24 protein-coding genes are annotated in these 25,543 nt (G+C 38.3%); 13 read left to right on the top strand and 11 right to left on the bottom strand.

Annotation, left to right across the window (positions count from 1 at the left end):
* Positions 1-99 precede the first annotated feature (99 nt).
* The 8 genes from ABJN95_RS12750 (at position 100) to ABJN95_RS12715 (ending at position 6,947) form a co-directional block, all read left to right on the top strand.
* Positions 100-834 carry an NUDIX domain-containing protein gene (locus ABJN95_RS12750; RefSeq protein ID WP_348370792.1) on the top strand — a complete coding sequence of 245 codons (735 nt, stop codon included), beginning with the start codon at positions 100-102 and terminating at the stop codon, positions 832-834.
* Between the two features lie 68 nt (positions 835-902).
* Positions 903-1,460: a DUF4251 domain-containing protein gene (locus ABJN95_RS12745; RefSeq protein ID WP_348370791.1), complete on the top strand. Its 558-nt coding sequence runs from the start codon at positions 903-905 to the stop codon at positions 1,458-1,460.
* 69 nt (positions 1,461-1,529) lie between these two features.
* Positions 1,530-2,411, top strand: a complete 882-nt coding sequence (locus ABJN95_RS12740) for a DUF5694 domain-containing protein (protein WP_348370790.1) — start codon at positions 1,530-1,532, stop codon at positions 2,409-2,411.
* 114 nt (positions 2,412-2,525) lie between these two features.
* Positions 2,526-3,110, top strand: a complete 585-nt coding sequence (locus ABJN95_RS12735; protein ID WP_348370789.1) for a DUF2807 domain-containing protein — start codon at positions 2,526-2,528, stop codon at positions 3,108-3,110.
* Positions 3,111-3,295: 185 nt separating this feature from the next.
* Entirely contained in the window at positions 3,296-4,417 is a 1,122-nt protein-coding gene (locus ABJN95_RS12730) for a hypothetical protein (RefSeq protein ID WP_348370788.1), read from the top strand.
* Complete coding sequence (locus ABJN95_RS12725) at positions 4,408-5,502, top strand: hypothetical protein (RefSeq protein WP_348370787.1); 1,095 nt, start codon at positions 4,408-4,410, stop codon at positions 5,500-5,502. The genes ABJN95_RS12730 and ABJN95_RS12725 overlap by 10 nt, the downstream gene beginning before the upstream one ends.
* A 136-nt stretch (positions 5,503-5,638) precedes the next feature.
* Positions 5,639-6,328, top strand: coding sequence for a protein-L-isoaspartate(D-aspartate) O-methyltransferase (locus ABJN95_RS12720; RefSeq protein ID WP_348370786.1), 690 nt, complete (start codon positions 5,639-5,641; stop codon positions 6,326-6,328).
* Positions 6,329-6,605: 277 nt separating this feature from the next.
* The gene (locus ABJN95_RS12715) at positions 6,606-6,947 is read left to right on the top strand and encodes a hypothetical protein (protein ID WP_348370785.1); all 342 of its coding nucleotides are present in this window, start codon (positions 6,606-6,608) and stop codon (positions 6,945-6,947) included.
* Positions 6,948-7,154: 207 nt separating this feature from the next.
* Here the strand turns inward: ABJN95_RS12715 and ABJN95_RS12710 are convergent, their stop codons facing one another.
* Entirely contained in the window at positions 7,155-8,663 is a 1,509-nt protein-coding gene (locus ABJN95_RS12710; protein ID WP_348370784.1) for a biopolymer transporter TolR, read from the bottom strand.
* A 226-nt stretch (positions 8,664-8,889) separates the two neighbouring features.
* Here ABJN95_RS12710 and ABJN95_RS12705 point away from each other — a divergent pair, with 226 nt between their 5' ends.
* Positions 8,890-9,090: a hypothetical protein gene (locus ABJN95_RS12705; protein WP_348370783.1), complete on the top strand. Its 201-nt coding sequence runs from the start codon at positions 8,890-8,892 to the stop codon at positions 9,088-9,090.
* A 260-nt stretch (positions 9,091-9,350) separates the two neighbouring features.
* On the opposite strand, the gene ABJN95_RS12700 is transcribed toward ABJN95_RS12705, so the two are convergent.
* Complete coding sequence (locus ABJN95_RS12700) at positions 9,351-10,442, bottom strand: nickel-binding protein (RefSeq protein ID WP_348370782.1); 1,092 nt, start codon at positions 10,440-10,442, stop codon at positions 9,351-9,353.
* 87 nt (positions 10,443-10,529) lie between these two features.
* Complete coding sequence (locus ABJN95_RS12695; protein WP_348370781.1) at positions 10,530-10,907, bottom strand: DUF4242 domain-containing protein; 378 nt, start codon at positions 10,905-10,907, stop codon at positions 10,530-10,532.
* 497 nt (positions 10,908-11,404) lie between these two features.
* Between ABJN95_RS12695 and ABJN95_RS12690 the strand changes: the two genes are divergently transcribed.
* The 3 genes from ABJN95_RS12690 (at position 11,405) to ABJN95_RS12680 (ending at position 14,883) form a co-directional block, all read left to right on the top strand.
* Complete coding sequence (locus tag ABJN95_RS12690) at positions 11,405-13,306, top strand: sensor histidine kinase (protein WP_348370780.1); 1,902 nt, start codon at positions 11,405-11,407, stop codon at positions 13,304-13,306.
* On the top strand, positions 13,307-13,927 hold the full coding sequence (locus ABJN95_RS12685; RefSeq protein ID WP_348370779.1) for a response regulator transcription factor: 621 nt from the start codon (positions 13,307-13,309) through the stop codon (positions 13,925-13,927). It abuts the gene before it with no gap.
* Between the two features lie 287 nt (positions 13,928-14,214).
* On the top strand, positions 14,215-14,883 hold the full coding sequence (locus tag ABJN95_RS12680; protein WP_348370778.1) for a porin family protein: 669 nt from the start codon (positions 14,215-14,217) through the stop codon (positions 14,881-14,883).
* 91 nt (positions 14,884-14,974) lie between these two features.
* Here ABJN95_RS12680 and ABJN95_RS12675 read toward each other — a convergent pair whose 3' ends face one another.
* The 6 genes from ABJN95_RS12675 to ABJN95_RS12650 all read right to left on the bottom strand — a co-directional run bounded on the left by ABJN95_RS12675 (position 14,975) and on the right by ABJN95_RS12650 (position 22,240).
* The gene (locus ABJN95_RS12675; protein ID WP_348370777.1) at positions 14,975-15,763 is read right to left on the bottom strand and encodes a LytTR family transcriptional regulator DNA-binding domain-containing protein; all 789 of its coding nucleotides are present in this window, start codon (positions 15,761-15,763) and stop codon (positions 14,975-14,977) included.
* 124 nt (positions 15,764-15,887) lie between these two features.
* Positions 15,888-17,162: an amidohydrolase family protein gene (locus ABJN95_RS12670; RefSeq protein WP_348370776.1), complete on the bottom strand. Its 1,275-nt coding sequence runs from the start codon at positions 17,160-17,162 to the stop codon at positions 15,888-15,890.
* 239 nt (positions 17,163-17,401) lie between these two features.
* Positions 17,402-17,905 carry a hypothetical protein gene (locus ABJN95_RS12665; protein WP_348370775.1) on the bottom strand — a complete coding sequence of 168 codons (504 nt, stop codon included), beginning with the start codon at positions 17,903-17,905 and terminating at the stop codon, positions 17,402-17,404.
* 24 nt (positions 17,906-17,929) lie between these two features.
* On the bottom strand, positions 17,930-19,108 hold the full coding sequence (locus ABJN95_RS12660; RefSeq protein WP_348370774.1) for a serine hydrolase: 1,179 nt from the start codon (positions 19,106-19,108) through the stop codon (positions 17,930-17,932).
* Positions 19,109-19,195: 87 nt separating this feature from the next.
* The gene (locus ABJN95_RS12655; protein ID WP_348370773.1) at positions 19,196-19,966 is read right to left on the bottom strand and encodes an AraC family transcriptional regulator; all 771 of its coding nucleotides are present in this window, start codon (positions 19,964-19,966) and stop codon (positions 19,196-19,198) included.
* A gap of 591 nt (positions 19,967-20,557) precedes the next feature.
* Positions 20,558-22,240 carry a hypothetical protein gene (locus ABJN95_RS12650; protein ID WP_348370772.1) on the bottom strand — a complete coding sequence of 561 codons (1,683 nt, stop codon included), beginning with the start codon at positions 22,238-22,240 and terminating at the stop codon, positions 20,558-20,560.
* 258 nt (positions 22,241-22,498) lie between these two features.
* On the opposite strand from ABJN95_RS12650, the gene ABJN95_RS12645 reads away from it, so the two are divergent.
* Entirely contained in the window at positions 22,499-23,605 is a 1,107-nt protein-coding gene (locus tag ABJN95_RS12645) for a Gfo/Idh/MocA family oxidoreductase (RefSeq protein ID WP_348370771.1), read from the top strand.
* 39 nt (positions 23,606-23,644) lie between these two features.
* Here the strand turns inward: ABJN95_RS12645 and ABJN95_RS12640 are convergent, their stop codons facing one another.
* Both ABJN95_RS12640 and ABJN95_RS12635 read right to left on the bottom strand, forming a co-directional pair.
* A complete protein-coding gene (locus ABJN95_RS12640; protein ID WP_348370770.1) occupies positions 23,645-24,478 on the bottom strand; it encodes a DUF1080 domain-containing protein in 834 nt (277 codons plus the stop codon).
* Between the two features lie 159 nt (positions 24,479-24,637).
* Positions 24,638-25,483 carry a LamG domain-containing protein gene (locus ABJN95_RS12635; protein WP_348370769.1) on the bottom strand — a complete coding sequence of 282 codons (846 nt, stop codon included), beginning with the start codon at positions 25,481-25,483 and terminating at the stop codon, positions 24,638-24,640.
* Positions 25,484-25,543: the final 60 nt, after the last annotated feature.

The raw sequence follows: 25,543 nt of genomic DNA, 5'->3' as shown, positions 1-25,543 counted from the left end.
TTGATGAATAAAGTCATTGTGACATTTTGACACAATATAAATATATTTCCTATTTTTACCAAGAATATAGGTGTTTTAAAATCAATTGAATAGCAAAGCATGGACTACAAAGGGCAACAGCTAGTACAACTACTACACAAGGCGCAAGATCTATTCCTGCCCCATATTTCTATCGACACTGTTATTTTTGGATATGAACAGAGACAGTTGAAAGTTCTAGTACTACAGTTGACTGATAACAAGTGGATGTTGCCTGGAGGGTATATCGGTATTCAAGAATCGCTTGATGAAGCAGCATGCCGTATTCTAAAGGAACGTATTGGCTTGGAGGACGTCTGCCTTAAACAGTTCTACACTTTTGGATCACCCGAACGTTCGTTTGCCAAGGAGCTGCCTGCACTTTTCAAAGAACTTGGAGCGGCCTTACCCGAGGATCACTGGATTATGCAGCGTTTTATCTCAACCGGATATTATGCTTTGGTACACATACCGGATTCTATGCCAACACCTGGTTTATTCGCGAAAGGTTTTAAGTGGGCAACAGTATCGGAGCTACCTCGTTTACTATTTGACCATGAACATATTGTTCAGGTTGCCGTCAAAAACCTTCAAGAGATCATTAAGGTCAACCCCATTGCCTTTCACTTATTACCAACAAAATTTACGATGCCCGAATTGCACCGTCTTTTCGAGTCCATATTGGAACGAAAAATGGACCGCAGCCGGTTTCAAAAAAAAATGTTTAGCTATCAAGTATTTGAACGATTGCAGGAAAGGAGGGAAGGAGGAGCACATCGAAGGCCCTATTTGTATAGTTATCGTAAAGAAGTTTAAATTTCAATAGCCCTGTAATTTGGCATAGCGCTTGCTACATTTTTTGTAACTTAAAGAAAAATAGCACTATGAAAATGTTAAGAAACAGTCTTCTATTGGTCCTTGCCGCTGTAATTTTCGGTTGTGGAGCATCTCAAAAAGTAAAAGAACCCAATGCTGAATTAGATCGTATGATGGAACAAAAGGCTTTTGAAATTAGTATTCGAAGCGCTGAGCCGCAACTCACCCAAGCGATGGGTCAAATAGCGAATAGCGGTATTATGCAACCAGGAAATACCATTGGCCGTATCGATGTCGCAGGGTCGGGGTATTTTATCAAAATTGAAGGTGATTCTGTTTCGGCCGACTTACCGTATTATGGAGAACGACAAATGGGTGGGGGTTATAATTCCGATTCTGGTATCAAATTTGACGGCATAGGAAAGAATCTCGAAATAACCAAAGATGATCTAAAACAGAGTTACACGCTTGGCTTCAGTATTGCTTCCAATTCTGAAAACTATATTGTGAGAATAGAAGTTGGCAACAATATGACCAGTACCTCAAATATTCGAAGTTCACATCGCAACAGAATTCGGTATTCTGGTGATGTGGAAGCTTTAGCAAAGCGGCCTCATAGCAAATAGTTTTATTACTTATGGGTGGTACTGTAACAATGGAAAACGACAGTTGTCTTTAGAGAAACTGAGACAGCCATGAAACCACTTCTATTCCTATTACTCCTTTTCCACTTTTCAACAGTAAGCACAGCACAAGATCTAAAAAATGAGTATGCCCATCATTTTGAGGGTGTGGCAACAGCAGAGCTTTTTATGCTGGGCACCTTTCATTTTAAAGATGCCGGTTTAGACGGCTATAAACCCAAACATGATGTTGATATTCTATCAGCGAAACGGCAACAAGAACTTCAAGAAGTACTTGATCAAATCAGAAAATTTAAACCGAACAAAATTGCGGTTGAGTGGAAGAAGGCCCGGCAACCAAAATTAGATTCGCTCTACAACGAATACCTAGCGGGGCGTTTTGAGCTGAAAGCTAATGAGATCTACCAGATTGGCTTTCGCATGGGAAAGGAATTAGGTCATAAACGCTTATATGCTGTCGATGCTCAAGCGCGCAACTTCGATGACTATACTACCAAGACGGCCTATCAAGAAAAACAATCCTATTTCAAAGAAAAATTGGGGCCAGTGCGGGTGGCTCGTGATGAGAAACTCCACAATACCTTTATGGGCATGTACGCTGCCGAAGATGAACAAAAAACACGGGTAACGCTATTAGAGCAATTGCTAAGCGAGAATGATGCCGAAGGTCTGCGTATTAGTCATGGGCATTATTTGATCGGTGACTTTAAAATGAACGAAGGCGATGATTATTTCGGGGCAGACGGTGCCATATGGTGGTATACCCGTAATCTTAGAATTTTTGCCAATCTGCTGTCAATTACTACACCAGGGGAAGACAGGGTATTCTTGCTCATCGGAGCTGGGCATTTGCCTATCTTGAATTTCTTAGCCCGTTCATCACCAGATTTCAATACCAATACGCTAGATGACTTGGTCAATCAGCAACCATAAATTCAAAAAAACAGGTCAATCTTAAAAAAAATGCCGAAAATCGGGTAACAATTTCCCATTTGTACGCGTCTACTTAGTAGAACGATTTATGCATCAATCAAAAAACGAACAATCATGAAAAAAGTAAACTTACTTTTAGCTGTACTTCTCTTAACCGTATCTAGTACCATTGGGCAACACAAGGAAACCTTAAACACTACCGAATACTTTGACAACGTAAAGCTAGACGGAAATGTACGTCTGTATTTAAAGCAGGGGTCAGCGCCCATTGTCGGTGTTGAAACAAGAAATGAACGGAATATGGATGAATATCGCATAGCGATACGCAACAACACCTTATATGTGCAACATCGTGCACGTCATGGTTCAGCACCTAAAATAGAAGTATACCTGACACACCCTGAATTAAAGAGTATTGATATGGATGGTTTGGTCTATGCCTATTCTTCCGACCCTGTTACGAGTAAAAGTTTTAGTGTAAAGGGTGACGGACTTATTCGAGGCGAGATTGAAGTAGATGTTCAAGAATTGAACGTCGATTTAGACGGACTATGTTCTATGAGCTTTTATGGCAAAGCAGATGAAACTGATTTACGTTTAGATGGTATGGGAAAAATCAATGCACGTGACCTGGTAACATCAGAAGTAAAAAAGTCTGCAGACGGCCTGGCCATCATTCGAGTGACCAACATAAATTAGTCATTTGTCACTTTACATAGGGTTGTTATCATAACTATTGGAGGTCGCTATAGCGCAACAGCTTCGTAGGAGATATAGCGGCTTGTACCATTTCTAACACGTTAAATTTGCGTTAATTGGCCATTGATACCTCTTAACTTGCATCGGAATTTGATAATTTAAGGGGGAACAAATACCTCTTGAAAATGAAACAAATAGTACTTGCCTTTGCACTGTGCGCGGTGTTCTTGTTGACCTTATCCGCCACAAATAGTCTGGAACCTGAGTCAAGTTTGACCAAAGATTTTATTACGGGAAATCCTGAGATTGCCTCCATCAACCAAATGAGTTTTGGTCCCGAAGGCATTCTGTTCTTGGGCGATTCAAAAAATGCCCATATCTATGCGCTCGATACCAAAGATGTACAAGCGACTGAAGCAGTACCCGAAATCAATGTTTCAGATTTCGATACCAAAGTTGCCGCTTCCTTAGGTACTACCGTTGCCAACATGGGCATCACCGATATGGCCGTTAATCCGATTTCTAAAAATGTCTATTTTGCTGTAAATACAGCCGATGGAACCCCGGTTTTGCTCAAACTAAAAGGGGAGGGGTTTGAAAATGTTTCCTTGAAAGATGTCAGCTATTCTAAAATAGCCCTGTCTGACCCTGTTGCCAAAGACGCCAAGGATCGAAGAGAACGCCCTTTACGCCATTGGGCGATTTCAGATCTGAAGTACCACAAGGGAAAAGTGTTGGTTTCCGGCCTCTCAAATAAGGAATTTGGTTCTACTTTTAGAAGTATTCCGTTTCCATTCACTGACAGTCAAGAATATGCATCGCTTGAAATTTGGCATGCCGCCCACGGGGCCTATGAAACCCATGCGCCCATCAAGACTTTCGATGTCATACAACTCGATAAGGTCGATTACCTCATGGCTAGTTATACCTGTACTCCCTTGGTCTTGTTTCCTATGGAGACGCTCAAAGATGGTAAACACACTAAAGGTCGCACCGTAGCCGAGCTGGGTGCTGGCAACTCGCCTTTAGATATGATCTCCTATGAAAAGGGGGGGAGTACGTACTTTTTGATGTCAAACAGCAACCGGCCCGTTATGCGTATCAAATACGAGGATATTGCGAATTATAAAGACACCATGACTGAACCCGTAACAGTGTTTGCGGAGACTGAGGGCGTGGCCTATGACAACCTGCCGTTTCCGTACGTATTGCAAATGGATAATCTTGATGCTACCCATGTGATTTACCTGCAACGCCAGTCTGACGGTGATCTCAGATTGCGTGTGCGCACCACCGAATGGATGTAAAAAAAAGGCATAACATACGAAAAGAGATCAAGGTTGGCTTGGTCTTTTTTTGTTTGGTTTTGATCGCTGGCTGCGGTCGAGACGAGGTAACTATCGAACAGCTAGACTATGAATCGGAGCAGGTGGTGGGTGTCACCTTCACTACAGCGATGAATGTTGAACAGCTACGCGTTTTTGTAGGTGAGGAATCGCAGACTTCGGTTATTGGAGTCATCGTTAGTCAGAACGGCCAACACAGTTTCTCACCCGTAATTCCGTTCACGCCGGGCCAAACCTATACCTTACGAAAAAACAATACGGAAGTGCTGGCATCATTTACCATACCAGAACTGGAGGGGATCGAGGAAGTAGCTTTGTTAGCCATCTACCCCCAGTTAGATACGGTGCCAGAGAACCTGTTAAAAATGTATTTTGAATTTGAAGCGCCCATGCAAGAAGTGGGTAATGCCCTAGATTTTATACGGGTGACCAATGAAACTGATGGTATGGAAATAGCACCTTTTTTAAGACTCGAGTCAGAATTGTGGAACAAAGACCGTACGCTGTTGACGCTATGGCTCGACCCAGGGCGGATCAAGACTGATTTGATTCCGAATCGAGAAAAAGGACTGCCGTTACGAGCGGGAAAGACCTACACGGTAGCCATAGATAGCAGCTGGAAATCGAGTAGGGGAGTTCGTTTAAAAAAGGGGTATACCCAAAGGTATTATGTGAATGAACGGGATGACCAAAAACCTAAGCTCGACCAATGGCACATAGAGCGGCATAAAGATGCGTTTCAGAGTCTTGAAATCGATTTCGGCGAGCCTATGGATGCCTTTTTAGCACTGGAAACGATTCGGTTTTATGATAAGAATAAGCAGCGTATCGATGGGCGTATGAACTTGCGTGCAAATCAAAGTAGGCTGCATTTTGTGCCTGACAGTCTATGGACTGGAACAGAAGTCGAAATACGGGTCGAATCAAGACTAGAAGATTTAGCAGGAAATAATTTGGAAAGGCGCTTTGATCGTCCTGTTTTAGAGGGGGAATCAGCTATAGACAGCCCGAAAGTCTTAAGTATGAAATACAAGCTGACGCAATAGGTTCTGGTTGTCACAACCCCACTTTCATTGAGAGTCTTTTGGTCTTTACTCAAGACAGACTCCGTCGCAGGAAGGCTAGACGCAACACTAGAGTGGTTTTAACAAACAATAGAATATATTATGTAAAATTCTAAAAATGAAATTTTTAAGCGTATGTATCTTAAGTTTTATTTTATGTTATAGTGCCACTGCTCAGGAGTATGCGACTTTACGAAGAAACATGGTCAAGGAACAAATACAAGATCGAGGGGTTACTCATTTGCCGACCTTAACGGCCCTGTTGAACGTGCCCCGTCATGAATTTGTACCCCGATCCTTGCGGCACCATGCCTATCTCGACCAACCCTTACCGATAGGTGAAGGGCAGACCATTTCGCAACCCTATATTGTAGCCTTTATGACAGCGGCCTTGCGTTTGAATAAAGAGGATAGGGTACTGGAGATTGGCACAGGCTCGGGCTATCAGGCGGCAGTACTGGCCAAAATTGTAGATTCGGTCTACACCATCGAAATCGTGGAGTCCTTGGCATGGGCCGCTCAAAAACGACTTAAAAAACTAGGCTATGCGAATGTGGTGGTACGAGCGGGTGATGGGTACCACGGTTGGCCAAAGAAAGCGCCCTTTGATGCGATTATGGTGACTGCAGGGGCAGACAGCATTCCGCAACCGCTGGTAGACCAGCTCAAACAGGGAGGCCGCATGATCATTCCCGTAGGACCGCAGAACGGAGTACGCCAATTGGTACTCTTGACCAAAAAGAAGAACAAGATTGTCAAACGAAATTTGATGGCCGTGCGTTTTGTACCGTTTACTAGAAAAGATTGAACGCCAAAAGAAGGAGAAGCTATTCAAGTCAAATCTTGAATGTGAGGGGTAGCTTATAGTAAAGTAGTTCAGCTGGCATCTGTTAGCTCTACATCGCAATCACTTCAATTTTAAGCCAGTGCGAATCCTTGAAGCCCTTTATATTAAGGGCTTCAGTACTATGTTACATTTCTTATATACTTTGTTACATCCTTGTGATTGCTTGTAAACGGGTTGACATATTTTTGGTGTAACCCTCCACAAGACATGTTTAACAATACGATAAAACCTTAAGAAAATGAAGTACTTAAAAACCACTTTTGTAAAGATCAATTTTGTAGTAGCACTTTTAGTAATTGCTATTAGCTGTGATAAGAACGACGCTTTGGGTCTAGGTTTGGGCTGCGACGCGGCTTGGACGACAGTTGTCTCAGATGAGCTTAACGCCTATAATGCTGCGCTTTCGGCCTATAATACAGAGCCGACCACCGAAAACTGTACCGCGGTAAAAACATCGGCCAAGAACTATTTTGATGCTTTGGGTGATGCCATAGACTGTGTTCCTACTGTAAGCAGGGCCGACATCAACGCGGCGATTAACGAGGCCAAGGCAGAGGTTGATAGAGAAGATTGTGATTAAAGAGATCCTGACAACTCGTGCTGTGGACGGCGAAACAAATCGCTTGAAGCTCGAAGGAGTGTCATAATAAGCCCGTCGCCTGCCTGCCCAACCTGGTCGTTCAGGCAGGCGCTTAGGGTTACAGTTCGAATAAAAATATGCGGCTTTATAATTCTATGTAAATATTTGTATAACAACTATTTACGTAAATTTATTAAATCAAATAATTTAATAACTAGCTGTATTGCTTACAAAGGCGATTTTCCTACTATCAGGAGACCAACTTGGCACATTAATCGTTCCTTGTCCGCCATACACATGAGCGATTACTCTTGGCGTCCCACCTTCGTAGGGCATTATACGTAACATACACTGTTTATAAAAGGGATGCGAACTAGGATCAATATCCTCTGGGAAAGAAATAAAAACGATCCATTTTTGATCAGGACTTACATGTGGAAACCAGTTGTTGTACGCATCAAAAGTTAGCTGGGTCTGGTTTTTTCCGTTGGCGTCCATACGCCATAGTTGCATGGTTCCTGTACGGACTGAATTAAAGAAAATATGCTTGCCATCGGGGCTATATTCAGGGCCGTCATCTAAAGTTGGTAAATCGGTGAGCTGTTTTTCTTTTCCATTTTTGATACTTACGGTATGAATATTATAGGCACCGTTGCGATTTCCTGTAAAAATCATTTTTTTAGCATCAGGCGACCAGCCATGAAAATAGGAAGCACCTACACCCGGCTTGGTAACCCTAGTGGGCACGGAATCACCGGCTGTCGGCAAATAGTATAGGGCAGAAGTGCCATCATCATCTTGATCGTGGTGGCTTATACCTAATAGAGCGCCGTCAAAAGTCAGTACATGATCGTTGTTATTGTTTACGGCGAAACCCGTATTCAAGGGCGTTATCATGCCATCGGCAAGTTCATAATTATAGAGATGCCCTTTGGAGTTATAGATCAATTTTTTACCATCAAGCGTCCAGTTGGGTGCCTGTATAGAATGGGAAGATCGATATACAATTTCACGATGACCGGTGGCAACGTCCATCACTTCTAAATTACTGCCGATATAATCGCGATAAGGAGTGTAGTCAGGGTCTACAGGTTTAATGATGCGTACATTACTATAGATGGCGCTTTCCATCACCTTCGCATTATGAGCGCATACATAAATGCCTACATAAACTTCTTGATCCATTTCCATATCGGTGAGTTCAACGCTTGTAAATTCGGCGCCAAATTTGGCGGTTGACATGATGTAGGTATTTCCCCGTCTTTCTAGTTGAATAATGCTAGGTGAGAGGGCGGGTGATTTTAGCTCCTCGGTATCACCGCCAATGCTTTTTCGGTATTGTAAAGAGGTGAGTCCGTCGCCATGAGTAGAGGCGTTTACATGCTTTGAATTGGCATCTAAACTATTTTTGACAATCCAGCCCACTTTGCGATGAGGATCAACACCCTCTCCAACAAATGCTACCGTGGCGCGCAAAATAAAATCACCCTGCAGGGTAGTCCATAGATACTGGAATTCGTCGTTTCCAAACCACATATTGGTACCTGCGCCTGAAAGGGTATAGGTTTGATTTTCCATATTGTAGCTGGCATTACCTTTTAATGCTGGGGCGCCTATGGCGGTTGTAGCATCGAAGATTCCGATCTTTTGTTGTGCAAATCCAAAGGTGGTCAAGAAGAGCAATGTCACAAGAAAAACGTAGGACCTTATTTTCATAATAATGGAATTGTTCATGGTGGAAAACTGAACTAAATATAGCAAATTCAACAACGCGATTCTTTTAGATTAATGATGTGACATTTTATGCGTATATATTGTTGTTGCGCACCCGAGTTGCAGCATGATAACAGGGGAATTTTTCAAAGTTTTAAGAAACTTTGGGGAAACCTTAAGAATTTTGATATACGAAATCGCTGTATCTTCAGGTTGTATAAATAATCACATGAAAAAACACCGCAACTTCGTTCTTTTTTATAGCCTTTGGCTTGCAGCCATCATGGGTATGTTTGTCGCTTTTGGTGAGGAAACCCCAAAGGAGTATCTAAAAACGGATGGTAAAGTTTGTACCGTGTCGGATGATTATCTGCAGCTCAAGACCACCAAGGCAAATACTAAAAAGCCGTGTCAGCATAAGGAGCTATAAGGTTTGTGGCGATTTTTTTTTTAAGTTTTTCAGAATATTAAATTAAATACACGATCTGACTGTATAAGCCAGTGGATGATTTTAATTGGCGGTGAGTTCTGTCTTAGCACTGGAGTGGAGCAGAGTTAAAAAAGTCTATTTTACATAATATAAATTATAGAACATAAATGTTCTATAATCCGACTCTATATAAAATAGCGATAAGTTATTGGTAATTCTGTTGCAATCCTAGCATTTATAGTAAAGCCTATAACCGCTAATTACGCTAACTGCTTAACATATTTTGATGGTAGTATACTATACTTTTCATTAAAACATTTAGAAAAGTAAGCAGGACTACTAAATCCGGTTCTATAGGCTATTTCCGAAATATTGGAGTTTTGTTTATCTAATAATTGTAGTGCTTTGTTTAGTCTGTAATCCTTCAAAAAACTATTGGGAGATTTTCCTAGTATTGCTATCATCGTTCGATACATATTAGATTTGCTATAACCCAAATTTTCTTGAAAGTCACTTACCGTTATATTTGAATATGTCCAATTAGTTGCTGTGAACTCCATCAATTCAACTACAAATTTTTCTTCTTGACTATTCAATGAACAAATTTGATTGGGGATGGCATAATTTTGATTTTCACTTTCATACAAATCTTTGACTTCATTTGATACACAAATCTTTTCTTTTGTGACGATAGATAAATAAGTAGCTCTTTTAATGGTTTCTTCAAAAATGTTGTCTTTTGCGGTAACGGGTATCCCCGCGCTTATCCCTATTTTAAATTCCAAATCAGGTGTAATAACACCATTGTGCAATTCTTGAATTTGAATTGCGCTTTGAATAGCATTAGTTACCGAATCAAACGACATTAAATAGGTGTTTGATTTTTCTTTAACAATACGTCCATTATAATTGCTAGCACTATTGGTAATTGATTTATGGTACCCGCGTATTGCTGCGTTCAAGGTTTCAAATGCAGTTTCTCTTAGCGTTTTCTTTCTTAAGGTAACCACCATCAGTGTTCTAAAAGCTGGATCGTTGATAATATTCAGTTTTGTATTTTTCGATTTTTCAGGATCTTCAATTCTCCCTAAAAAGGATTCTACTATAGTTTCATTAACCTCAATAATACGCTGTGGTATTGCTCCGTGTGCTTTCTTATGCAAATCTATAACGGCTTGCTCATTGGGTGCTTCCATCAAACAAAAAGCTGTTTGTCTTCGTTCATCACACCAATATGTTAACCCTCGGCAATTGTATTTATGCTCAATTTTTAAATCTTCTTGATGCATTTCTGCAACATGTGCCGCAGTAACACCATCTGGTAAATCATGAAAATCCATATATATTGGCATAATCTAATTTTCAGTTAAGTTACAGAATAAAAAAAACAAGAAGCTGTCTTTAAAATTAATAGCTTCTTGTCTAAAAAATAATTTAATTTAAAGCTCAGCGGTAGCCGGACTAATAGTCGTTGCAATCTCGCTTATTGAATTGGCAGGGAAACCGCCTTTTTTTGCATGTTCTTCTATCAACGACTTATTTTCTGCTTTATAAACACAGTATACTTTATCACCGGTTACATAACTATGTTGCCACTCAATTTTTGGGCCCATTTCTTTTAAAACTGCACATGATGTTTGAGAGATCCCTTTAAGTTGCTCGGCTGTCAAGTCACCCGCGCCCGGAATATTGCGTTCAATTACATAGGTTTTCATAGTATTGTTGTTTTCTGTTGCTACTGAATTCTGTTTTTGTTGGCCTAACATGTAATTAGTAGTAATTACTGTTAAGATTAAGACTAATTTGATTGTTCTCATGATATCTATTTTTAGTATTTCATACCTCAAAACTAGCGCATCGGTACATCAACGCATTCATCATTTGGTCCAAAAAACTAGACATTTGGTTCAGGGCGATTTTTAGTGTAAATACCATTCCACACATATTACACTCCCCTCCCCTCTTACGCTCAAAAAAGAGCTACAGAGGACATGCTACCTTAATACCTAGAAGGAATATCGATTCATTAGAGCCGGCTCGCATAATAAGTGTTTATTCATTGCTTGTTATTGTTTTTTAAAGGTATTCATGAACCTCGGAAAGAAACAATTTTGCTTGTTTCAATATCTGGCCCTCGGTTTCATTACCTTTTGAAAACAGAGTTTAGAAAGATAAAAATCAATGAAGATGGTAACAACTTTACCCGCCAATCATCTCGCTCAAAAATAGGACGGTTCTAAAAACCTCCATATCGTACGCTTTTTATTTATCAAAACAATCCGCTACATTTAATTATCTCAAAATAAAATACGTCATGGGAAACAAAAAATGCTATGTAAGTATATTACTATTTCTTATTGGTACTGTGCACCTCTGTTTTGCCCAACAACATAAAATAGACAGCCTTAAACAATCAATAATCCAAACCTCTTCAGATTCTATTAGAATAGCAACCCATTATAAAATTGGACAATTATATGAAAATGAACCTGACTCTTCATTAGTTTATTTAGATAGAGGATTAAAAATTAGTAAACAGATTAATCATCAATACCTCAAGCAAGAGGGACTTAATCTTCTAGCTGATCATTGGTATTATAAAGGGAATCTAAATGAAGCCCTAAACACGATAGAGCTTGCTCAAAAAGTAAATGTGTCCAATCAACATCTACAAACCACAACCTACATTATTTTAGGGAAAATAGTATCTGAACTTGGTCAGCACAAAGAAGCCGTAACCGCTTATCTCAAAGCCATTAGATTGGGTGAAGCAGTGCTAGACACAACTAACTTAATTATTGCCAATACCAATCTGGCAAATGTTTATCGTTATCTAGGGCAGCAAAAAGAGGCTTTAACGCTTTACCACAAGTCATTGGAAATGAGCAAACTCACCAAAAACAGGAGTTATGAAGCGTCTAATTTGGGAAACATTGGCATCATATATCGAAATCAAGGCCAGTTGGAGAAAGCTCTTGAATTCTATACACAATCCTTAGATATTCATCGAGAAATGGGGCAGCGATTTCATGTGGCCATAGACTTAATGAACCTTGGCGTATTGTATGAAAACTTGGAGCAATTTAACAAGGCCAAAGCAAGTCATTTTGAGTCAAATAAAATAAGTAAAGCACTTAAAGATGATATAGGAGTTGTACTCACTTTTATTAATCTTGGAATTATTGAAAGTAAAACCAAAAACTTTAAACGAGGGTTAATGTACTATGACTCCGCCATGGTACTCTCCAAGAAAATGGAATACAAAGAAGGTTTTAAACATTATTATTTGGCCAAATCGGAAACTTATTCTTTAATGAAAAATCATGAAGCGGCTTATACAAATAGGTTGCTTTTTGAGCAATGGAAAGACACCTTAGAAAATGAAAATCATCTCAATGCAATCAGCGAACTCGAAATTAAATATGAAACCGAGAAAAAAGAAAATGAACTGCTAAAACTCAACAAACAAAAACAAGAAGATGATATCGTAATCAGCAACCAAAACAGAAAGGTGAAACAGCTGTCATTTGGTCTTGGCGGAGCATTACTTTTAGGGCTTTTAGCATTTTTGCTATTCAAACAACGTCTGCAAAACAAAAAACAAAACGAATTGCTTTTGGCCATTTCGGAAACACAAACTGCAGAAAGAAAACGAATTTCACAAGACTTACACGATAGTATCGGCGGATCGTTGGCATTGACTAAAAACAAACTTCAAAATGCTCTCGACAAGATCAAAACAACCTCCCCTGAAATGGATGAAGCCATCTTAGCGCTAAACAATACCAGTAATCAAGTACGACAGATCTCTCATAATCTTATGCCAGGAGAATTGGTGAGATTCGGCCTCGTACCTGCCATAAACACGCTTTTGGAGCAATTAGACGCAGAAGAACTTCATGCACAGCTTTATACCACCCAAATGAAAAACCGTATTGAACCGCTTACCGAGATTCAACTATATCGCATTGTACAAGAAGCGATACAGAATGTGATTAAACATGCAAAAGCAAAAAATTTGTACATACATTTAAACAGGCATAAAAAACATTTAAGTCTAATCATAGAAGACGATGGTATTGGTATGCTGCCGAACATTAAAGAAGGCTTGGGCTTAAAGAATATTGAGCAGCGTATAAAGATGTTAAATGGTAGTTTTACCGCTGACTCTTCGGAAAATAAAGGAACCACTTTGAACATTCAAATACCAATGTAGATGATTACCGTACTCATTGCAGATGATCATAAATTGTTTCGCCAAGGCATGGTAGCTATGCTAGGCGAAGCTAAAAACATAAAAGTAATTGGTGAGGCAGCCGATGGATATGAAACACTTGAATTATTGGCAGAGCTAGAACCTAAGGTGCTGTTATTGGATATAGAAATGCCAATAATAGATGGTTTTGAAGTACTAAAAAGGCTAAAAAAAGCAAAGCTGAATACCAAAGTCTTGGTTTTGACCATGCACAGTTCCGCAGAGTTCATAAAGAATATTGTAAAGGCTGGTGCCGCTGGTTATTTAAAAAAAGATTCTGATAAGCAACTACTTTTGAATGCAATACAAGACGTACATAACAAAGGCAATTACTACCCTCCAGACACTACTTATTTAGTGTTGCAAAGTCTACAAGAACGTAATAAAGGTGAACTGATATCTCCTCGGGAAAAAGAGGTCGTTATCTTAATTTCTGAGGGCATGACCACCAAAGAGATTGCAGAAAAACTCTTCTTGAGTAAACATACCATAGAATCGCACAGGCAAAACATTCTCTTAAAACTAGATTTAAAGAACAGTGCCGAATTAGTCAAGTACGCGATCAAAAGAGGTTGGGTTTAAATTAGTTTCACCTACTTTCCATTTTTACTATTTCTAGCTCTTCTAGTAGTTTTCAGCTATTTAAGCTTTTAGCTTTTCATGGCTAAAAAATTGGTGCGTTCTACCACGACCTTAGCAACCATAAGACCAAAATGCTATGGAAGCTTCAATATTTCATTTAGAAAAAATCACTGCTGTTATTACGGTATTGTCCATTGCTATTTTCTTAGAAGCCTGTAATCTAAATGAAAACACTGCTCAAAGATTGGAGTATCATAATCGCTTAAATAACCTTAAAATTATATAAAATGAAAAACTTAATGAGATTTACAATTGTAGCCATAGCGACAACAACTTTAACAAGTTGTTGCGCAACTAAAGACTTGGCTGAAACACCATTCTGTAAAGTTTTTATGAGCACAGCCGCCGGTGCAATTTCTTCAAATGTAAGTGAAGGTGGTGATTATGGCGGAACTGATAACGAATCAAAGCTTGGGTTCCAGTTAGGAGCAAATGCACTATTGCCCATTAATCAAAATCTTAGATTAGAAACGGGTCTTGGATATGCAAGTAAAGGCGCTAAGAGTTCCTATGCCAGTGAAGATGGTGAAGCATCTTTTTCACAAGAAGACAAACTAAATTTATCTTATCTAGAAGCTCCAATTTTGGTAAGATACCAATTTAATAATACAGGCTTTAATGCGTATGGCGGACTACAACCAGCCCTTCTGCTTGGGGCAAAACAAAAGTCAGAGGCTACGGGCTCTACGTCTCAAAATATAGATGTAAAAGACAGATACAAAGGTTTGGATACCTCTGCCGTTTTTGGAATAGGTTATGAATTTAAGAACGGATTTATGCTCAATGCTGGTTACGAACTTGGTCTTATGAACATAGCAGAAAGCTCGGAGTTTGGCAATGCTACGGCCAAAAATCGTGCTTTCAAAATATCTTTGGGATATATTTTTGGCAAATAAATAGAAGGTAATACCATAAATTCACCATAAACAAAGCTGTTTCATTTATTTGGAGCAGCTTTTTAAGAACAACAACGTTTGGTATTCCACTTTAACGCTCTATTAGCTTATTGCCAATAATAGATTGATAAACTTGGGTGCGAAGCGCTCTACTAATTCTAATTTTAGTTTTGCCTATATGAATTAAATTGCCCTCAAGTTTACTCACATGAGCTATACCAATTAAGTAGTATCTATGAACCCGCATAAATTTTTCAGCTGGCAGTTCCTTTTCAATTGTTTTTAAAGAAACTAAAGTGAGGTACCGATCTTTATGTATTGTGTTGATATAAACATAGTCATTAGCTGTTTCTACATAGGTTATATCATCTAAAAAGACCTTGATTACCATGCCATCAGACTTAATGAAAATATGGCTCTGCCCATTCTTTGTATTCACTTTCTCATCTAACATAACATAGATATTGTTTAGCGAATTGAAAAGAAAGTGTTCATTTATTTGATTGTTGGTAAACCCTATTTGCGATGCTAAGTGCTTTTGCTCTAACTCTTTTATCAATTGCTCTTTTTTATACCATTCATCTATCAAAAACAAAGTCATTGATAGGCATAACGATATAATAACTTCAGTGATAACAGCTATTTTTCCTCTTATGGATGTAAAAAATTCAGCCGTCTGTATGTTGATATTTTCAAAGTAAAAAGCAAGATAAGATGATGCGAGCAAGGTGATCATTACCATGCTAAAAGCCATTAGCAAAACATAACTTGAAATTCTTTTTTTTAATAGATATCTAGGAATTAAAATGTACAGATTGGTATACACCAAAATCGCATACGACAAAAAGGGTACGGCATTGGTTTTTATGTTTTCTAGCATGCTGCTATTATAGTTAAGGTCATGTATGCTCCATAGTAATAGATATAACGTCCAAAATATGATATGCTTTGAGATTTTACTGAAGTTAAAAGTCATAGCGTATAAGTTACGTATTAGAATAGTACTATTTTAATATACAACCCGCTTTAACTCTAAGCACTATACTTTCATTGATATTTGAAATATCGTTTAACGGGTTTTTATCCAAAACCAAAAAACTACCTTCAAAGCCTTCTTCGAGTCTTCCAATTTTACGGTTTGGAAAAATGGTACTGGCTGCGTTTTCTGTCCACATCTTTAAAAGCTCTAAATTCGAAAAGACATCCAACTCATATAGAAAATTAAACTCCTCAACAGAATTGTCATTGTACATGTCTGAGCCAACAGCCAATTTTACGCCTACCTTTTTTAGTAATTTCAAATTATGAACTATATTATCTAGCAGTGCTTTATAATTTTCTTGGTGCTTGTCTTTTTTGACCAAAGATATTGTCGTTACTACGGTAATACCTTTTTCTTTAGCCAAAAGGGCATCTGCAACCGCAATGGGTTTCCCATTGTGGATTTCAGGTAAATGTGCAATCTCGTCCGCATTTGCCTGAACTGCTACGTGAAAATCATAGGCTGTGTTGACATGAACACTGACTCTTAGATTCGATTTATGGGCTTTCTTCACTATTTCTGGAAAAAGCTTGGGGTCCAATCCTTTTTTTCCAAAAAAAGCAGTATCATTTTTTCGTTTATCATACGCTTCCGAGTGAACTAACATTGCTTTAATAAAGTCTGGAGAAAAAGATAAGATCGAATCCCACTTTGTATTTAAATCTTCTAAGTTATTGATACGAACGTATCCATGATATTCCATTTCTTCAACAGCATTGAACAAGCCCTTAAAACGACCGAGCTCTAAAAACTTTTTTCTAAGCGCAATTGGGTGTCCACCATTGGCAGTTAATGGTGCATGAGCCATACTGACATCGATACCATCTGCTTTGTTGTAATGATGCATTAAAGGCGCAATTCTTTTTTTTATAGAGGATAAAAGTTTTACGTAGAAGACCCCATTGTTCAAATACTTATCGATGCGCTCCGCTAGTTTATAATCGCTTTCCAGGTTATGATTATGGGCTTCGGCAAATGGAGGAATTATGTATTTTCCAAATAGATTGATAACCGTGTCTATTTCTTCTTCTTTTTCAAAACGTATCAAACTGTTTTTAAGCCAGACCGTTTTCTTCTCAAATGTTTTGCCATTAAACCAATTCCCCTCAATAATTTTTATAGTCTGATTTCGATTATTGCAATTTTTGTCAACCGAAACTTTAGTATCGTTTTTTTGGGCATAACTGTGTGATAGCATTAAAAATGCCAATAAAGCGAGCACTTCGCATTTTTTCATTATATCGTTTTTGGCAAGAATATGATAAATGAACATCATGCTAAAAATTAATCGCTTCGTGGCAAGCTGCAGTAGGTAGAAGGCAGTTCAAATAGGTAAACGGATTTCATAGGAATACTAGTCTATACACTGGTATTCATCCATATTTACTATAGGTGCAGCAATTCGTGAATCTCCTAGGTCGAAGTCACTCCCCTCCTACCGTCGGCTCTCATACTTGGTGTTTATTTATTGCTTATTCATTTTATATTTTGAATGTAGGTAGCATTACCAAATTTGGAAAACCTCCCATTCACCAGAATAAAATCTTCAACCAAAACGTTATTGTTTTTATATAAATAAATGGTTTTACCATTTTCGGAATCAACATCTCCCCATAAAATGGTTAACATGTTTTCTTTAACGGTACCGCGTAAAGGAAAAGAAACACCTCTACTATCGAACCAGTTTCCTAATACTTTCCCATCATCGCCAATTTTATAAGAAGCAATTGCTTTAAATACAATCTTATTATCATCGTTGCCTTTCCTTTTATTTTGAAATTCTAGTTTTATAAATTTTCCCTCCCACAGACTTTCCCAAGCCATCATAAACGTTGCTTTTTGTTCCATTAAATTTCCTTCTCCAACCCAATCGTTTCCAATTAGAGATGCAATAATCGACGGTTCTACCTCCTTGTTTTCTTGTGCTAAAATTAATAAATGCATAAGGGTAAATAGCATTACAGCAATACTTGTTTTCATAGTTGAACTTTTTTAGGTAACATTTTAAAGTTTGACTACCAATTCTACAAAATCACCAAAACCATCCGTTGCCGTATCAAAGTTTACATGATCGGCACATCTGATGGCCACAAGATTATTCTCAGGAACAATAACCAAATAATTACCTCTGTAGCCATCTCCATAATACGCTACTATTTGTGGGCTAAAAACCTTCTTACTCCACGCTAATGTACCTGATAATTTTTCATTCATTAGTGTAATCCAAGATTCGCCTAAGGCATTATTTAATGCTTCATAAAACAATTGATTCGAATCAAATAATGTATTTTTTATTGGCCTTAATTTTGACATAAAGTTGCTATCAACTTTTGCTTTTTTCCAGGACGCCCAAATTTCTTTATCAATGATTCTTTTTTCTGAAATAGGTTTTCTCCACCAAAGCAAGCCAAATCTTATATCAAATTTTTGCGCTTGTTGAAACGATTCTTCAATCCAAGATTCGCTAATCAGTCTATTCCCATTATATACCCCTTTATTTAATATTAACTCTCCGAACTTGATAAGATCTGAAGGTTTTATAACAAAAGCCCCATGCGTTGTTGGGTTACCAGATTTATCTTGAATCCAACCGTAATTTGCAATGTTCATGGGTTTGTAGAATTCATCAACAAAAAAGTGATCAAAACGTTTTCCAGATGCCTTTTCAACAATACCTCCCAGTAAAGCTGTTGCTTTATTACTATAGAAAAATTCGGTTCCGGGTTTTGAAGACAATTCAGCGGCTAGTGCAATATTGATAACGTTTTCTACTTGAAAGGTTGGTGCTGGTTCTAGTTCGACCATTGCATTGGAATGATCTTGTAAACCTGAGGTGTGATTTAAGAGCATTCTTATGGTGATGAATTTTTTTTGACCTTGTTTCCATTCTGGAAAAAGTGTATACACGGGTTGATTTAGTGAATCGATTAACTTTTTATCCAAAAGTTTACCTATTGCCAGATTTACTAATGATTTCCCAACCGAAGATATATACAATGGTTGATCGTTTTGTTCAAAAAAATCTTTGTAAAGTATTTTACCATCCTGTATTATGATAACAGCGTCGGAATGCGTTTCATTTGCCTTTACCTTAATTTCATTTAGAACGTTCTGATTTACATATTGAGAATATAATCTGGCTGAAGAGGCTATTAATACTAATGTTAAAAGAAGTAAGCGCATAGGTTTGAAATTTAATTGCTACAAACCTATAAATCAAAGCTGCGCTTTAAGACACGCAAACATTACAGGGGATACCTTGTAATGTATCTAAGGCACTTTTAACTCCTTTAAATACTCTTTTGGTGATTTATTCTTTGCTCTTTTAAAAACGCGATAAAAGGAGACATAACTTTTAAAACCGCACTCACTAACGATGAAATCTAATGAGTAATCTATATGGGCACCATTTTCCAATTTCTCAACAACAGCCTCGAGGCGATATCTATTTATGAAATCATAGAAGTTTTTATCAAAGCCTTTATTTATAACCATAGAAAGTTTTGATTTATTCCAATGTACTAGATCTGCCAGTCTTTGCAAGTTTAAATCTTGACTCAAATAGGGTTTGTTTTCAATCATAAAAAGCGTGAGTTCTGACTGGTAAACTTCTAAATCTTGATATTCCGTTTGGCTCGTTTGTTTGTATTCAATGGCTATTTCGCTAGTGTTTTCGAAAGTTCTAATGCTCAAAATAGAAATTAGGATAAAATGTGGAATTAGTGAAAAAATAAGGAACAAGAACTTATCGACAACTTTTGTATTAAGGTCTACATATTGCGTCAATAAAGAAATTGGAATAATAGCGATACATACGCTTGCGAAAAAAACTAGTTTATTTGAAAACAATTGTAACTCAATGTCATTATCTGCTGAGGTGTTTAATAGCAACGCCTTATGCTCTCTATTTGTATTAAAGGTTTTTATAGAATAATAGATAGCATACAAAAGATACAGCAGCACCAGCCATATAGGGTCTTTAACTCCGTCCTCATGATACATATTGAGCTTATCCTTATCGTTCATTAAAATTGTTGGCATAAACAACCATAGCATTAGTATGGGAAAAATAAAATGTGCATACCAATACTTGGACTTAACATTTAACTGGCTTTGAAATACATATACCAAAGGAAGAATGAAGAAAAATAAAGGGCTTGTAACAAATAATAATTTAGGATAAGTAGTCTCCAAGGTTGAAAACCGTATGATTCTTTCAAATAGAATTAATATAACACAAAGTACAAAAAGAGTAATCCATATGGCAGTTTTAGGTTGATATCGACCATAATTTATTGCTAAAAATACAATGACCATAATGGCATTGACAATACCGCTAAATAGAATTAATGAAGACCAATCGAAGGATACCATATCAATGCTAAATATTGAAAATCTAATGTAAAGTTTTTAGATTAAATAGCATTCCATACTAGGCGTAAGCAAACAACTTTGGCAGAAGAACGCTTACCCCTACTCCTACACTAAATAGAGCTTTGGTACCAGCTGTCTTCCATCAGCAACTTAGTGCCTCGCTATTCGAAGCCTTAACGACGGGTAGTTCCATTACCTTTTTTGAAGATAGTTTTAGAAACAAAACTATAATGTGTACTGATTTTGGGCCTTTAGGTTTTACCCATTATTGAATGACCAACTATAATTTACAATCAAGTCATTTATTTTGGAGACAGTAGCATTAGAAACAGCCGATGTACCTGGATTATTTAAATAGTTAAAATACCCGTCCATAATAGCATTCGCTACGATTTGGTCATACATCAAATTCATTATTTGATCTATCTCAGTTTCATTAAATTGATTTTCTCCGATATTTAAATGCGACATTTTGGTATTTAAGGAGATATCAAGATTGCTGAAATCGTTGTTCTTGATATAGAGTCGTTCTAAGTCAAGATTAGCTGTTACGTCTAAGGTGGTTAAATTATTGTTTTCCACATACAAATCTCTCAATTTTAAATTAGCTGATACATCAAGTGTAGTCAATTGGTTCGTGTACAAATCAACACGAACGAGATTGGTATTGTTTGACAAGTCAATAGTTTGAAGATTATTGTCACCTAGGTTGATTTCCCTTAAATCCACATTTAAAGAAAGGTCAATGTTATCAATAAGATTGGTACTTAGATCGAACTGTGTTAGATTAAGGTTATTTGAAAAATCAATGCTACTCAAGTTGTTTTGTCTTGCGGATAAAACTTGTAAGCTTGAATTTTGAGAAAGGTCTAGCGAAGCGATTTGGTTCCTGGCCAGGTATAGGTGATTGATATTCGGATTTTGAGATAGGTTTATTTCAGTTAAGTCATTATCTGCTAACGTAATGATATTTATATTGGGGTTGTTCGTTAAATCGATACTAGTTAGCTGATGCTGACCAACATTTAGAATTTCCAATTCCGTATTCTTTGAAATATCTAAGGAAGTAAGTAGGCCTGTAAATATGCCTATAGATTTAAGCAGCGTTAATTCTTCGAAATTGACAGATGTTATATGACTTTCCCAATCAAATTCTTGGTTGCTATTGAATTCAAAAACCTCAATGGCTTCAACGGCACCACTAATTGTAATGGTATACATGTCATTTGCCGAATAGGTATGTGATAGGGTATTTTCAACACCTGAATCAACTATAGTTGAAACATATTCTTCAACAACACCGTCTCCCCAGTCTACCAAATAGGTAGCGCCTGTTATGGACTTTAAATTCAAGTTTTTTAGGGTGATTGATTCGGTTTCATCAACTGTGAGGCTAAAAGATGCGGTGCTTTCAGGAAATGTTAAACTTAAACCCGTATACCCAAAGTCAACCGAAGTATAACCGGCAGCATTGATGTTTTCGGTAAGGGTTTCTTTGGTTTCGTCTGATGTTACTACAAAGTCAAAGGGTAATGGTTGGGTAGTGAATGGCGCTAAAGCTGAATCTTCTTTCGGAGCTATTGAAATGACAACATCATTGGCATCGGTTACAATGAATTCTACTACCGTATAGGTGGCAGGTGGTAAGGTAATTTCGTCAGTTATATAACCGTCACCATCTTGTAGCAAAGCAATCTTTTCTCTGGTAAGAATAGCACTGCCACTAGCATCATTGATACTCAAAAGCACAAACGCAGGGTCTAGTTTTTTTTGAGTTGCAACCGCTTGGCTTTTAGCCGATAATTCCTTTACATCAATTCGAAATACTTGTTTTCCATCCAATTCGATGGTGGGCTGGTCAATTACATTAGGTTCACCGTTGTCGGAAGAACACGAGATAACAAAGATAGACAGCAAGAAGGCATGCAGTAATTTTTTCATAAGAATAGGTCGACTTAGCGTTATGTAGTACTAGTTAATTCCTAACGTAAAAGTAGCAATCAAAGTATGGTATGGCCCTATAATTCTGATATTCGCATTACACACCTCCCTGTATAGGTATTGCAATTAGGCAGCCATCATCAGCTAATTCGATGTGTGGCAGCTACTATGGAAACACGATTATGTTATAATTCAAAACATGCTTAACTATTGTACTAGCATTTTTATTACATTAGAACAAACATTAATAAGAACAGCATGGGGAATAGAAGAGAATTTTTAGGAAAACTAACGGCATCAGCCATAAGTGTACCACTATTGTATAGTCCGACCAATTTATTTGCCAGTAACACTGAGCCTTATGACGGTCCGATTTTAAGAGTTGCAATTATGGGTCTGGGCAGTTACGGAAACCGGGTGGCGAAAGCCATGGTAGCTTGTAAGCGAGCAAAATTGGTTGGCCTGATTAGCGGTACCCCATCGAAAATCAGCGACTGGCGTGCGCAATACGATATCCCTGAGAAAAACTGTTACAACTATGAGAATTTTGACGCTATAAAAGACAACCCTGATATTGATGCGGTGTATGTGATTACACCGAATGCCCTGCACAAAGAGCAAGCGATTCGGGTTGCTAAAGCAGGTAAACACGTTATCTGCGAAAAACCTATGGGGATAAATGCAGCGGAGGGCCAAGCCATGGTAGATGCTTGTAAAGCGGCAAATGTTAAGTTACTTATAGGCTATCGCATGCACTTTGAACCCAAAACCGTCGAAATCATTCGCATGCGGAAAGATGGTGAATTCGGGCAGCTAAAATTCTTTCAGGGCCAATCGGGTTTCGTTATCGGTGACCCCAAACAATGGCGATTGAACAAAGCACTTTCCGGGGGAGGCGCCATGATGGATATTGGTATTTATTCCATTAACGGAGCGCGCTATATGCTCGGTGAAGAACCAATTTGGGTAACTGCACAAGAAACAAAAACAGATCCGGTCAAGTTCAAAGAAGGCATCGATGAAACCATTCAGTTTCAAATGGGGTTTCCTAGTGGCGCGGTGGCCAATTGCCTTTCTACTTATGCCATGAATCATTTAGATCGATTCTATATGACCGGTAGTGAAGGATGGGGCGAAATGAAACCTTCTACGGGTTACGGTCCGATCAAAGCACGCACACATAAAGGCGAATTGGAACATCCACATAGTGCCCACCAAACACTGCAAATGGATGGAATGGCACAGTTTATTTTTGAAGGGGTAGCCCCTATCGTACCAGTTGACGGTGAAGAAGGTGTAAAAGACATGAAAATCATAGACGCCATATTTTTAGCGGCTAAAACCGGGCAAAAAGTTGAACTATAGGTCAAGGCCTGCCCTATTCGCTACTTAAGTATAAGCGGTTCAATATTCCAACAGCTCAATTTTTCGAAAATCGATAGGATGACTATTGGATTGAAAGGAGACATAACCGCTTTTGACGTTGGTTTCGCCTGCAAGTATAAAATCCTTAGCGGTTTCATGATCGGGGTCATAGGTTGGATTTTCGTAACTTAATATTTCCTCACCGTTTACAAAGTGCGTTATTTTACCCTCCTTAACTTCAAGTTCGGCAGTGACCCACTGATCGCCATGAAAGGTTTTTGCTATTGCAGCAGGTACACAGGTTGTTGGGTTTTTCGCCCCATTGATTTCAAAGAAAATACCATACCCACAAGCGGCCCCCAAAGGTCGGTCTTCAGTGCCATTGCCGCCATGAAAATTATATTCTAAACACATCGGAAATGCCTGATCCAATTTCTGAGTGGCTGGCGGTTGCCCGTGAAATTGTATACCACTATCGCGATACCCCCATTCCGGTGCCCCGGGAGCGGTCTCACCCACAAAACGGTATTCTACTTTTAAGCGATAATCACGCAATTCTTTGTCAATATACAAAGTGCCAAAACGCCCCAATAAATCAGGACCATAGCCATCATAGCGTACCTTGAGAATTCCGTCTTTTACGCGAAAGGTATTGCCAAAATTTTCTCCTAGCGGATATCCTTTTATTTTCATGGTAAAACCCGCTAAATCAGTTCCATTGAAAATGGAAACCCATTTATTCTCCTTGTCCGAGCTGACTTCGGTTTGTACTACCTTTTCTTTTGTGGTAGTTTTTTGATCTCGGCAGGAAATCATACTCAGTACGGTAAGTGAAAGTGCCACTGGAACGATGGCTATTTTGATAAGACGCATGTGGAAAAGAGAGTTTATGGTTTACCTTTTAAAAATAGGGATTATTCACCAATAGCCAATTTAAGAAATCAGCAGCAGCAGTTTGATAAGGGAGGCAAAAGGGCGTTCGCATAAACAGACCTTGGCTTAATTCAAACTAAAGAAAGACCTACAAAAGCGTTAGAAGAGCGTTGACAAACCACTTTTTAGTTCATAGACTGCTTTTATTTCTTCAGCCTTCAGGGCTTTATTAAAAACAGCCAGTTCATCCATAAAGCCAACGTAACCCAGTCCTAACATTATTTTTCCGTTTTCTGCTTCCCATGTAAATGGATTGTTCTTTACATTTTCTATAGTGCCTTGTAAAGCACCATTTAAGTATAATGCAAATGTAGATTTTGAATTCACTTCTGAAAAAACCATAGCGACATGTGTCCAACTTTCCGACTCAAAAGGAGCGGGATTAACAACAACGGTACGCTTTATCCAATCTGCATTTGTGGCCTCATCATTTGCATTCCAAGCGGCCTTATCTCCGATCGCTCCATATCGAAACTGTCGTGGTGTATGGTCTGTAAAATCAACCCATAAGGCAGCATCATTCCATTGGGCATCAGTCACCACTACCGGATCGCAATAGTGCGGTGGTAGTTCGTTATTTGGGTCTAAGCGTAACCAAAAAGATACCGTACCGCTCCATGATGTTGGGCTATAGCCTACATTTTTAAATGCTTTATAAAAAACAGCAGATGTTTTTGACTGTTTGAAATGGATAGCATCACCGCTAAGGCCTTTACCCTCAGCCAAAACCACATGGGGGTCGTATAAACCTGCTTTGGCAGTGGCCGCTTCTTTATAATTTTTGGAGGTATACATCTTTTGGTCACCGGCAGCAACATCAGCAGCTACGTTTCCGTCAAAAGAACTGTAAAATAGTATATGGTCTTTTAACTCCTTGTTTTGCGCAAAAGAGTTGCACCCAAGGAATATAAAAAACAAGCCAGATAAAAGCTTCGTTGTTTTCATGATTCGTTTTTAGTAAAACTACGCTTAAGTTTTTATTCTTCTTAGAAATTTCATTGAGTG

This window comes from Maribacter sp. (assembly GCF_039974175.1).
Classification (GTDB): domain Bacteria; phylum Bacteroidota; class Bacteroidia; order Flavobacteriales; family Flavobacteriaceae; genus Maribacter_C.
Note: the sequence above shows the minus strand (reverse complement) of the source record. Positions and strands in the feature narration are given on the sequence as shown.